General features: G+C 42.9%; 5 protein-coding genes. 3 read left to right on the top strand and 2 right to left on the bottom strand.

What is annotated here, in order from left to right:
* The first annotated feature begins 119 nt into the window (after positions 1–119).
* Both ACYVRH_RS09440 and ACYVRH_RS09435 read left to right on the top strand, forming a co-directional pair.
* Positions 120–2,657 (top strand): LuxR C-terminal-related transcriptional regulator, encoded by a 2,538-nt coding sequence (locus ACYVRH_RS09440; RefSeq protein ID WP_461256664.1) that lies wholly within the window; start codon positions 120–122, stop codon positions 2,655–2,657.
* A gap of 132 nt (positions 2,658–2,789) precedes the next feature.
* Complete coding sequence (locus ACYVRH_RS09435; protein ID WP_461256663.1) at positions 2,790–4,994, top strand: methyl-accepting chemotaxis protein; 2,205 nt, start codon at positions 2,790–2,792, stop codon at positions 4,992–4,994.
* A 182-nt stretch (positions 4,995–5,176) separates the two neighbouring features.
* Here ACYVRH_RS09435 and ACYVRH_RS09430 read toward each other — a convergent pair whose 3' ends face one another.
* Complete coding sequence (locus ACYVRH_RS09430; protein WP_461256662.1) at positions 5,177–7,336, bottom strand: ATP-binding protein; 2,160 nt, start codon at positions 7,334–7,336, stop codon at positions 5,177–5,179.
* Positions 7,336–9,015, bottom strand: a complete 1,680-nt coding sequence (locus ACYVRH_RS09425) for a carbon starvation CstA family protein (RefSeq protein ID WP_461256661.1) — start codon at positions 9,013–9,015, stop codon at positions 7,336–7,338. Before ACYVRH_RS09425 ends, ACYVRH_RS09430 begins: the two co-directional genes overlap by 1 nt.
* Before the next feature lie 177 nt (positions 9,016–9,192).
* Here ACYVRH_RS09425 and ACYVRH_RS09420 point away from each other — a divergent pair, with 177 nt between their 5' ends.
* A complete protein-coding gene (locus ACYVRH_RS09420) occupies positions 9,193–13,053 on the top strand; it encodes a response regulator (protein WP_461256660.1) in 3,861 nt (1,286 codons plus the stop codon).
* Positions 13,054–13,129 lie beyond the last annotated feature (76 nt).

Below are 13,129 nucleotides of genomic sequence, written 5' to 3'. Positions count from 1 at the left end.
ATAAGCGGTGTAAAATCTAGTGAAATTTTGCGTATAAATTTCTTATTTAAAATTGTTGACATTAGTTAATGATTATGATAAAAAAATAAATTATATACAAAAATAAAGGAGATTTTTGCATGAAAACTACGCCAAAGACGCGTGTTGACAATAGTAATTCCTTGATTTTTGAGCGTCCACGGCTGAACCAATTGTTCGCGGAGGCCGTGAAATACCCTGTAGTCGTAGTATGCGCCGGCGCGGGTTACGGCAAAACATGCGCGGTTCATGATTTCGCGCAGGAGTATCAGGCGACTACATTTTGGCTTCAACTTTCCGAGCGCGACAACACAAGCGCCCGTTTTTGGGAAAGTTATATCTACGCCTTGGCAAAGGTTAACTCGCCTCTTACTAAAGCGCTGGCAAAACTGGGCTTTCCTGACACAAGCGATAAACTAAATCATTATCTGACCTTATTAAACGAGCTTGTAGAGAAAAAAAGGCGTATCATTGTCATGGATGATTTTCATTGCATTGAAGAGACTTCCGTAATAAAATTTATAGAGGAGTGTATTCTTTTTAAAATGCCGCCGGGGACTTCGGTGTTTCTTGTTTCCCGTACCGTTCCCGAGCTTAAAACAGCTAACAGCGCTTACGAAAAAAAAATATTCAATATAAGCGAAGATGATCTGCGCTTTACCGAGAGCGAGCTTGCCCAATATTTCCGCAGCCGCGATATTTCCGTGTCTTATGAAAACTTGCGCGAAATAATGCAGGATACCGGCGGCTGGGCGTTCGCTATTAACTTTATCGCCCAGTCCTTTCAAAAAGCGCCCGGATACAGCGGCTATGTGCGTAACGCGCTGCGGACAAATATATTCGGCATAATAGAAACTGAACTTTGGAATGCAATTTCCGCCCCTCTGCAAAATTTCTTGCTGCGCCTTTCCCTAATCGATCATTTGTCCGTTGACTTAATTACCCAACTTGCGGAAAATGAAGATGGGCTTGTCGCGGAATTGGAAAAGCAAAGCGCTTATGTGCGCAAAGACAATTTTATCAACGCGTACCTCATTCACCCTTTGTTTTTGGAGTTTTTAAGCGCAAAGCAAAATTTAATTCCCGAAGAACAAAAAAAAGAAACTTACGCTATTTCAGGCAATTGGTGCGCCCGTAACGGTTTTAAGATAGACGCCATTTTCTACTACGAAAAAACTGGGGATTATAAATCAATACTTTTAATTTTAGCCGGATTAACCACCCAAATACCTCTGGATATAGCGAAATATGCGGCGCAAATTTTAGATCGCGCTCCTGCTGACGCGTTTGACAAGGTGGAGTTTCTTGCGGATATGCATTTGCGCACATATATTTGTCAGGGGTTACTGCAAAAATCACTTGAGCTTGTGAAATACTACGAAGCGAAATTCCTTAAACTGCCGGATGACGACTCTATAAAGAACCGCACGCTTACAAGACTCTATATTTGCTGGACATACATACGCTGTTTAATGAGCGTAACGGATGACATTTTCGATTTTGACGTTTACATTGAAAAAGCCTGTAAGCGCGTACATGAGGCTGATTCCGGCAAACTCGACATTTATTATCCGGGGGCGTGGATCAACTTTGCCGGCTCTTCAAGGAAGGGAAGCCCGCAGGAATTTATCGCCGTCATAAGCCGTAATCACGAACATATACAAAAAAGTTATATGAAAGGGTTTATGGCGGGAGAACTTGAACTTGCTCACGGCGAATTGGAATTCTACCGGGGCGATATATCTTCCTCAGAGCCTCATATTGTCCTTGCGGTGAAGCAGGCTAGGGCGGAGAAACAGTTCGGGCTTATGCACAGGGCTTTGTTATACGCCATGCGTATTGCCGCCGCTCAGGGAAATTATACGCTTATGGAACAGACCCTAAGAGATACAAAAGCCCAACTGGACGAAGTTGAATATGTAAACCGTTTTTATGATTATGATATTTCCCTTTCATGGTATTACTGTTTCCTCGGCCAGCCTGAAAAAGCGGTTGATTGGCTAAAAGAAGATTTTTTAACTTACAGCCACGCCGCTTCCATTGATAATTTTGCCAATCAAATAATAGCGCGCCTATGTTACGCGACAAGAAACTTTTCCCCTTTGCTTTCGTACATCGAGGAAATGAAACGGCGGGAATCGTTTTTATTCGGGCGCGTGGAAATGCTGGCGATGGAAGCTTGTATTCACTACAAATTAAAAAACAAAGAAGGGGCTTTTACCGTATTTGAGGAAGCGTACAAAAACGCCGAACCTAACGGCATATTAATGCCCTTTATCGAAATGGGTAAGGATATGCGCACTCTTGCCGCCGCCATGCTCAAAGAATCGCGCAAAGTTATCCCCGCCTCATGGCTGGAAGACATCAACCATAAATCGGCCACTTACGCCAAACGCCGTTCCCATATCATAGCGAAACACACTCAGTCAGGCGGCGGAACCGGCGGCATCGTTTTGTCTCCTCGGGAAGCCGAAATACTAAATGACATTTCCCACGGCCTATCCCGCGCCGAAATTGCCGTAGCGCGGGAACTTTCGATCAATACAATAAAAATGATAATTAACAAAATTCATTATAAACTTGGCGCTGAAAATCTTGCCGATTTAATACGCATCGCGGTAGAAAAAAAGTTGATTTAAGGCGATTTTAGGGCGTATTTTGCGATTAATTTTTCTCCCTTCTAAGACAGTCAATCAAATAATTAAACTACTACTTTCAAAATATAACACCTTGCAAATACCATAGAAGTATTTTGCGAGAAGGAGTATCTTATGAAAATTAAATTCAAACTGAGCATTATTGTAATCGCAATCATGGCTGTCGTGGTAACAGGAATAGCCACATTACTGTTGTGGCAGGCTTCCAAAAGCACTTTGCAGTTGAGTCTGCGAAGTCAGGAACATTTGGTAAACAGCCAGGCGGAATTCTGGAAGGGTAGGGAGAACGGTTATATCAGGGCGCTGACTACGATGGCTAACATATTGAGCGACTTTGAATCAGTTAGGCCGGAAGAAAGGCGCGACAAATATGACGACTTGCTGAGATCAGCGCTGGAATCGGAACCTCAGATGGTCATTCTCTATACTGTCTGGAAACCGGATGCCCTTGACGGTTTGGACGATCAATATATAGGCAGGTTAGGTTCAACCCCTACGGGGCAGTACGCTATGGCATGGAGCAAAGAAACAGGTAAAATGGTAAAGCAACTCAGCGCCGATGCTGACAATGTAATGGAACACATTAACAGTACCAATGCGTTCAAAGACCGCATTACCGAACCTGCGTTGCGGAATATTAACGGAACAGACAAATGGACAATAAGAATGGTTGTCCCTATTACAAACGCCAAAAAAAATGATGAAGAAGTAGTAGGAGCCGTTGGATGCGTGTTAAGCATTGAGGCAGTACAGACTCTCTTGGAAAAAACCATAAAAGAAAACAGTGAAATTGACATGATGATAATTTATTCAAATCAAGGCTCAATACTGGCGCATTATAAACCGGAACGCATCGGCAAAAAAATGTTTGACGTTGATGTTGAATTAGGCGATTCAAGGCAAGCGATATTCGACGCGATGAATAACGACAGAATTTACAAAGGCAGCGTATATGATCCGCAACATGACGATACTTTCAGGTTTGTAGTCAGGCCGATTAAAATAGGCACTTCTGATTTTGAATGGACGGTGCTGATAGGCGTCTCCGAATCCCACGTATTAAAAGAAATAAACGAAATAACCACATTTACCGTTATCCTTGCGGCAATAGCCATTATTGCGACTGCGGCTGTTTTCTTTATCGTTCTTGGATTTGTTACTAAACCAATTGTCAAAGTAACGGAAACGCTGAAGGATATTTCCGAAGGCGAAGGCGATTTAACGCGGACAATTCCTGAAAAGGGAAACGATGAAATTTCCGATATGTCGCGGTACTTTAACAGGACGCTTGCCAAGATAAAGAAACTGATCATTTCAATAAAAGAACACGCCGACAGTTTATCCGATACCGGCAATGATCTGGCAAGTAATATGAACGAGACCGCCTCCGCGATTAACGAAATTACCGCTACCATTCAAAACATCAAAGGCAGGGTGTTGAATCAGAGCGCGTCCGTAACTCAAACAGGCGCCACAATGGAACAGATTACAAACAACATTAACAAGCTGAACGAATATGTTGAACAGCAATCAGCCAGCGTGAGCCAATCGTCTTCTTCTATAGAAGAAATGCTCGCCAATATTCAATCTGTAACGCAGACTCTCGTTAAAAACGGCGAAAGCGTGAACGAATTGACTTCCGCTTCCGAGTTGGGGCATACAAGCCTTAATGACGCCGCCGATGATATTCATGAAATCGCGCGCGAATCGGAAGGCCTGCTTAAGATCAACAGGGTGATTAAAGACATAGCCAGCCAGACCAATTTGCTTTCCATGAATGCGGCGATTGAAGCGGCGCACGCCGGAGCCGCCGGCAAAGGTTTCGCCGTAGTCGCCGATGAAATTCGCAAGCTTGCCGAAAGCTCAAGCGAACAGTCCAAGACAATAAGTACCGTACTAGAGAGGATAAAAGGCTCAATTGACAAGGTAGGCGAATCCACAGATACCACGATTACAAGATTTGACGTTATCAATACTGACCTAAAAACAGTAACGGAACAGGAAGAAAATATCCGTAACGCCATGGAAGAGCAGAACGAGGGCAGCAAACAAATTTTGGAAGCGGTGGGCAAACTTAATGAGATAACAAGGCAGGTTAAAGATGAATCCGCCCAAATGCTTCAAGGCAGCCGTGAGGTGATAAGGGAGAGCAGGAATCTTGAAAATGTAACGCAGGAGATTACCGGAGGCATCAATGAAATAGCGTTAGGAGCGGAGCAGATCAACGAAGCCGTAAACATGGTGAACGACATAACTGTGAAGAATAGGGAGAGTATTAATTTATTAGTAAAGGAGGTGTCATTGTTTAAAGTAGAGTAAAGAGCAATGAGCAGTGAGCAATGAGCAGTGTTGCTGTTAGCAAGCACAGCGTGTAACCTCACGCGCAGATTAGAGAGTGGGATTATTGTTTGAAAGTGCGGCGTGGTACTTCACGCGCAGATAACGAACAAAAACATTGCTCACTGCTCACTGTCACTGCTTCCCACTCCAATTTAAAAAAATTAATTAACAGTTTTATCTATTAAATACTTTTTTAGTACTGAAGACACTACCCCAAAATCCAACGGTTTCCCTACATGGTCATTCATGCCGGCGTTAAGGCAGCGTTCCACATCCTCGCGGAAAACGTTAGCTGTCATGGCTATTATAGGGACGGTTTTCGCTCTTGGGTGGTCGAATGCGCGGATAAGCCTTGTGGCTTCATAGCCGTCAATGCCAGGCATGTGGATGTCCATAAAAATAAGGTCAAAAGAATCGGGATTGGCGCGGAAGATATCGTATGCTTTCTGTCCGTCTTCGGCTTCCATTATTTCCAGCCCGAGAGGTTCCAATACGGTAATGACAATTTCACGGTTTATTTCAACATCTTCAACGAGTAAAATTCGTTTCCCGTGATAATCAGGCTCTTGTTCGCCGTCAGGCGCGTTATGCGCTTCTTTTGCGGGAGCGCCGGCAGTTTCCGGCTTTTGCGTTTCATCGTTTACAGTTTCTACGCGGATAGTAATAATAAAGGACGCTCCCTTGCCTATATCCGATTCCATCTTTATCTCACCTTGCATCAACTCTACAATTTTCTTGGAAATCGCAAGACCAAGGCCGGTGCCGCCGAATTTCCGCCCTATGCCGGAATCTACCTGCACAAAAGAATCAAACAGTTTTTTTTGCTGTTCTTTTGATATTCCTATTCCAGTATCACTGATAATAATTTCCAGAGTGCAGAAATCACGCTCTTGATCCAGGCGCCTGACGGAAAGGGTAATATTCCCGCCTTCAGGAGTGAATTTAACGGCGTTACCTAAAATGTTTGTGATAACCTGCGCAAGCCGCTGATCATCCGTTTTTATCTTTTTAGGAAGGGAAGGATCAAGATTAACGGTAAAATTTTGTTTTTTCTCTTCTAATCTAAATTCAAAAATATTAACCACTCTCTGTATCATGGCGGACAGTTCAAACTCGACATAAGAAAGTTCAAATTTATCTTCTTCAATTTTTGACATGTCAAGAATATCGTTGATAACCCCGAGCAGATGATTGGAGGCGCTCTCTACTTTTTCCAGACAGTAATCTTTACGCTCCAACTCATTTGAATTCTTGGCGATGGCGGTCATGCCGATAATGGCGTTTAACGGCGTGCGGATTTCATGGCTCATGTTGGCAAGGAAAATAGACTTTGCCCTGCTTGCCTGTTCGGCGCGGTTTTTGGCTTCCAGAATGTCGGTCATGTCATGGAAAAGTATAAAAGCGCCTTGAAACTCTTCTTTGCTGTTGAACATTGGGGTAAAGTGAATCTCATAATGGCGGTTGTTTCCCTCGCCGCTAAAATCTAAAATACGCTCAAAAGTTACGGGTTTTTTGTTGTATATTGAATTATTAAAAAAAGTTGTAATTTGATTAAGCATTTCATAATCCGTAAAAAGTCCGAAAACTTCATCATAGCTTGCTTTGCGTATATCTTCAAAACTTTTAATTTTCGCGCTTTTCAGGAAAGTTTTGGCGCAGTGGATAAGGCCGCTGTTTTTATCCATAAGCATAATAATATCGGGACTGTTGTCAAAAACTAAATTCATGTAACTGTCCTGACGCGCCAGATAGCGGTCTTTATATGAACGCACATATTCATATACTATTGTAAGAACCATTACAAAGAAATAAACGCCGCACAAAAGGGCCGCTTCCTGAAAGGAATATCGGTATTTCGACAAACCCCCGAAAGTTCCGAATAGTGCGGCTATTAAAATAAGCAGTGCGGGGATAAGCCCTACGGGAAGCCCCAGCGTAAAAATTGCCATTAACGGAAAAGAATAAATCCACAAACTGGAAAGCCCGTTCATTTCATATTTGACAAAAATTGACAGTCCGCAAAAAGCGCCGAAAATCGCCGTAATTATCAGGCCGCTTGTATTAAAAGGCATTTCAGTGCGCAGTAATAAAAGATTTAAAAAAGTCATAAAGCCAAGAATAACCGTAAGCAGTCCGCCGTCAACATTTCCTTTTTGCATGTCTATAACGCCCAGCGTGATAATTAAGACGGAAGCGATTGAATAGATGATGTTAAGGACTATGAGGCGGAGCATATTGTCCATATTGGTCTCATCCCGAAAACTTGAATACTTGCCGCTGGTTAAAGCCGATATAATTATTCTTTTAATGTTTTTAATCATTAACGGATGATTTCCTTATCTTCACTTTTATTAAGCAGTTTTACCGCGCAGGAAACCGCGACAAGAATTCCCAATACCAGCAACAAAATGGCAATTAACATTTGAATGCCGTCAACTGCGGGATTAAATTCGCCGTCCAATAAAAGCAGAATTTTATTTTTTATGCTCAAAGAAAGGGAAGTATAGGTGACAGCTAACATGATCATGGTTGGAACTATCAGCATAAAAATACGCCGTCCCGTCTTTTTAAAAAACAGGGTGCAGGCGATTAGAGTGAGCGCGGCGAGAAGCTGGTTTGCGGCTCCGAATAACGGCCAGATGATTTCATAACCCATTCTCGCCAAAAGATAGGCCGGCAACAGGGTAAAGATCGAAGAAGCCGCCCTGTTTTTTAAAATTTTTGCCCATAGTTTATTTTTCTGTTTTTGCTCGTCAGCTGAAAAAAGCTCCTGAAAAGAGAGACGCCCCAACCGTGCGACCGTATCCAGCGTGGTAAGCACAAACGACGAAACCGCCAACGACACTATTGTAAATGACACCTGATGGGGCAGTCCAAGCTGTGAAAGAAAACCCGAAACCGCAGTCGCAAAAATGACCGGCGGAGTCCCCTCAGGCAATTTCCCGTTCCACGCAAGAGAGCCGACCGCAATAAGAGCTAGAACCGCCACGAGAGTTTCAACTAACATCGCGCCGTAAGAAATTGGAAGCATGTGTTTTTCATTGCTTATCTGTTTGGACGCGGCCCCCGTTGCTACAAGGGAATGAAAGCCTGAAATCGCGCCGCAGGCAATAGTGATAAAAAGGCCGGGGAACAATAAATTTCCCTTTACATTGAAGCCCGCGAACGCGGGGATTGAAATTGGCGGCGCGGTAAAAACAACTCCTATAAAAGCCGCCAGCAGCATGGCTATCAATAAGAAAGAATTAAGATAATTACGGGGCTGGCCTAATGACCAAACGGGAACAATAGAAGCGATAAAGATATATGCGAAGATAAGGTAGAACCAGACGGATTTTTCCATAAAAACAGGAAAGAAAATCCCAAGAGCAATACAGACAATAAGAAGATCAATCGCGATGATGCCGCTTGCCAAATCGGAAGCCTTGCGCCTGCGGATAAATAAGCCAAGAATTATTGCCGCGAGTATAAAAAGGCTTGAACTGGACGCTACGGAGGCGTTTATTCCGTTACGCGCTCCAAACTCGTTAAACCCGTCAAATGTGCCGGCTACTATGTCCGCAAAAGCCGCCGCTATAAGTATCGAAAAAAGCCATACGAAAATCAAAAAAAGACGCTTGCCTGTTTTTCCCACATATAGCTCAATTACGTATCCGATTGACTTTCCCTTGTTTTTAACTGAAGTGTAAAGCGCCGCGAAATCATGCACCGCGCCGAAGAAGACGCTTCCAAATAAAAGCCATAACAGCGCCGGAACCCACCCAAACATTGCGGCGATAATCGGCCCGTTTATCGGCCCTGCCCCTGCGATAGACGCAAATTCATGCCCAAATAGCACTGCCCCGGACGTGGGAACGTATTCCTGCCCGTCTTCCATTTCGCAAGCCGGGGTTTTTCTGGAAGGGTCTATTCCCCATTTTCTGGCAAGAAATCTGCCGTAGAATAGATAGGCAAAAAAAAGCGTGACTACGGAGATCAATAAAAGCAGTAAGCCGTTCATTTTGTTAATTATATACAGAAATGACCTTATTGTGAACTGTTATTAAATTAAAAAATGACACATTTACGGTAAAATAGTGGTTTTAATGGGATTTGACACAATTAGTCTTGTATGATATTATAACGTATATATGGATATTTAAATGACCGCCTGTGAAATAAGGTTTAAAATAATAATATGCGTGTGTTCAAAATAATTAATATTCTTGTCAACAAATACAAATCGCGGTTTCAATCTTACGGCGAAGATTCAAGCCGTGAAACTTTTTACGGCGAGCTTAATTATATGTCCGGAAAAATATTCTATATAGTTTTCATTACCTTGTTTTTGATGCTGATCTATATTCCCGGCGACATAAAAATTCATCCCTTCCCCACGCTTGCAATTTCAATTCATTTGGGGTATACGCTGTTAAGCGCTATCCTTATCGCCCTTAGGTTTACAAAACATTTTAAAAATCAGCCTTGTATTTTAATGATGGTTTTAACCGCGTATTTTTTCCTTGGAACTTCCGTCATAACCGCGTCCTCAGGCTCAAATATCCACGCGTATATCGGCGCTCTTTCCGTCATACTGATGCTGCCCGTGTTCGCGCCGTTTCCCATAAAATTTAAAATTGCGAACATAGCGTTCGCGCTAATTGTGTTCTTTTCGGTGGCGCGCGTCTGCGGGATGGATTTTTCGGACTACAAGACAAGATATATTATAAACGACCTTATGGTAGCGGTAGCGGTTTCACTTTTGTTTTCTATAAGCCAGGACAGGCTTAGGCGAAAGTCGTGGGAAGCGCGCATAAATCAAAACAAATTAATGCGGGAAGCCAAACAACGGGAAAATTTATTGGGTATGGTGAACAACGCGGCCAATGTTTTGTTGTCCGTCAGTGATGATGAATCGTTTGAAAGCGCGTTGTCAAAGAGTTTTAAGCTTGTTGGGGACTGTCTGGATGTTGACCGCGTTCAAATTTGGCGTAACGAGATGATTGACGGCGAATTGCATTTTGTCCGCCGCTATGAATGGCTCAGCGATTATGGTTATGGAATAACGACTCCCGTAAGTTTATATTTTCCCTACAGTTGGAAGCCTGAGTGGGAAAAATTATTCCTGCGCGGAGGGCATATAAACGCGCCGTTCTCCGCTTTGTCACGGGACGATCAGGCATTCTTGCATCCGTATTATTTAAAGTCTATTGTAATTATTCCGATGTTTTTGGAACGGCAGATGGCGGGTGACAGACGGATGCAAAAAATTGCCAGAAGACAGGCGATATTAGAAAGACGGAAATTAGGATATGAAAACAGGCAGCTTTTTATTTATGACAGGCGGCTGTCAAAAGAAGACAGGCGGAAAATAATAGGCGACAGGCGGCAGGCGAAAATTGACAGGCGGCAGGCATACGGCGCCCAGGGCAGTTTTTGGGGTTTTTTCAGCATTAACGACTGCCGTCGCGAGCGGACATTTACAGAAGAAGAAATCCATATATTAACGTCCGTAGGCTTAATGATGAGCAACGCAGTAAACAGAAACCTGCAAAGTGCTAAAAACATGAAAGAAAGCGAGGATTCCCTTGCCATGAGCCATTGGTATAAATCAATTCTAAACGCCATACCGCTGCCAATATCGGTTACGGACGTGGATGCGAAGTGGACTTTTATAAATTCGGCAGTTGAAAAAATTTTAAATGTTTCGCACAAAGACGTTATTGGAAAACCGTGCAGTAATTGGAACGCCGATATATGTAATACGCCGAACTGCGGAATTGAATGTGCGAAAAGAGGGGAAAAATATACCTATTTCTCAGATGAGGAATCATCTTTCGAGGTCAATGTTGAAATCCTTAAAAGTTTGGACAATAAAACAATGGGCTATATTGAAGTGGTGCATGACGTTACCAATTTGAGAAAAATGGCGAAAAAACAGGCTGACGCTGAAGCTGCAAATAACGCGAAATCCGCGTTTTTGGCAAAGATGAGCCATGAAATCCGCTCTCCCATGAATGTGATTTTGGGCATTACGGAAATGCAGTTGGAAAAAAACGGACTTTCGCAGGACATTAAAGAAGCGTTGGGTAAAATATATAATTCAGGTTACCTGCTTCTTAAAATTATCAATGACATATTGGATCTGTCAAAAATAGAGGCAAACAAGCTGGAACTTTCGCCTGTTAATTATGACGTAGCAAGCCTTATTAGCGATACCGTGCAGTTTAATGTTTTGCGCTTTGACAACAAGCCTATTCAATTTGAACTGAAGGCGGATGAGAACATTCCCGTAACATTATTCGGCGATGAGCTTCGCATTAAACAAATATTAAATAATATCCTTACTAACGCGTTTAAATATACGGATTCAGGAAAGGTTTCAATGACGGTTACGGCGGAAAATAAAATGCTGGAACAGGGAGAACCGCCGTACACTATGCCATGCATATTGCTTATTTTCAGTATAAGCGACACAGGGCGCGGAATGACCCGCGAAGAGGTTGACAAGCTGTTTAACGAATATACCCGCTTTAATCTGGAAGCCAACCGCGCGACTGAAGGCACGGGACTGGGCATGAGCATTACCAATCGCCTTATTCATTTAATGAACGGCGAAATTATTGTAGAAAGCGAAGTGGGCAAAGGATCGGTTTTTACGGTGAAGCTGCCGCAGGGGATTGTTCCCGGCGCGGATGTGATTGGCAGGGAATTGGCCGAAAACATCAAAAAGTACAGCAGTGGAAAATCGGCGCACGTAAAAAAATCATCGCAAATTTTCCGCGAATATATGCCCTACGGAAGAGTACTGATTGTAGATGATATGGAGCCGAATCTGTATGTCGCGCGCGGGCTTTTGACCCCTTACGGATTGTCGATGGAAACCGCTTTAAGCGGAAAAGAGGCGATTGAAAAAATTAATAAAGGCATAACATTTGACATTATTTTTATGGATCACTTTATGCCGGAAATGGACGGTATAGAAACGGTGAAGAGGATACGCTCTCTTGGCTACACGCGGCCTATTGTCGCTCTGACAGCTAACGCTTTGGCGGGACAAGCGGAAATGTTCGCGGAAAACGGTTTTGACGGGTTTATTTCCAAACCAATTGACATACGCCAGCTTAACGACCTGTTAAACAAAATGATACGCGATAAATACCCTGAAGAAACAGTTGAGGCGGCGCGGCGCTTAAAAGACAGCTTGATAAAAAAGACCGGCGCGGTTAATATGGATCTAAGCCATATTAAGGTGCTGGTAGTGGACGATTTTCTGCCTAATCTGAACGTGGCCGCCGGAATGTTGCGCAAATATAAAATGCATGTAGACTGCGTGTTAGACGGGTATGAAGCCATAAAACGGATAGAAAGCAGGAATCCGGTATACGACATTATTTTTATGGATCATCAGATGCCGGATATGGACGGCATAGAAACGGCTCTTAAAATACGTTCCATTGAAACTGAATACGCTAAAAATGTGCCGATTATCGCCTTGACGGCAGATGATGTCTTATTAGGCTCCGCCGAGGAGGGCGGTAAAGTTGGACAAATATTTTATGACAACGGTTTTCAGGCGGTTTTATCAAAGCCGCTTAGTTTTTCAAAAATAGACGCGTTTATGAAAGACTGGATTCGTAAAAAAATCACAAAGGATGCTGATGCTTCTAAAGGGAAGGAGAAAAAAATGGAAATAAAAATACCCGGAATTGACAAAGACAAAGTTATGGAATTGTATGACGGCGATATGGAGATTTATCTGCCCGTTCTTCGTTCTTATCTTTCAGTTATACCGGCGACATTGGCTAAAATGCGCTCTGTATCTGCGGAAAAATTATCGGAATATAAAGTAAGCGTACACGGCGTGAAGGGTACCAGCGAAAGCATAGGCGCTGAAACTGCGCGAAAAATGGCCGCAGAACTGGAAGCGTTGGCAAAAGCCGGCGATATATCCGGCGTTTTAGCTAAAAATCAAGCTTGCATAAGTTATATTGAAAAACTTTTATCAGATATAGAGAATTGGCTGGATCTTAATATAAGTTTAAATTTCACTATTTAAGCCTTAAAAATGGTAAATTTAAACAAATTACCTACAATTAACGGTCAAATATATTGATAAATACTCCAAAATAACG

The organism is Treponema sp. R80B11-R83G3, assembly GCF_054786115.1.
Note: the sequence above shows the minus strand (reverse complement) of the source record. Positions and strands in the feature narration are given on the sequence as shown.

What these genes read in the sequence shown, in the direction of transcription:
- ACYVRH_RS09440 (WP_461256664.1), top strand. Translation starts at nt 120, where the DNA reads ATGAAAACTACGCCAAAGACGCGTGTTGACAATAGTAATTCCTTGATT.
- ACYVRH_RS09435 (WP_461256663.1), top strand. Translation starts at nt 2,790, where the DNA reads ATGAAAATTAAATTCAAACTGAGCATTATTGTAATCGCAATCATGGCT.
- ACYVRH_RS09430 (WP_461256662.1), bottom strand. Translation starts at nt 7,336, where the DNA reads ATGATTAAAAACATTAAAAGAATAATTATATCGGCTTTAACCAGCGGC.
- ACYVRH_RS09425 (WP_461256661.1), bottom strand. Translation starts at nt 9,015, where the DNA reads ATGAACGGCTTACTGCTTTTATTGATCTCCGTAGTCACGCTTTTTTTT.
- ACYVRH_RS09420 (WP_461256660.1), top strand. Translation starts at nt 9,193, where the DNA reads ATGCGTGTGTTCAAAATAATTAATATTCTTGTCAACAAATACAAATCG.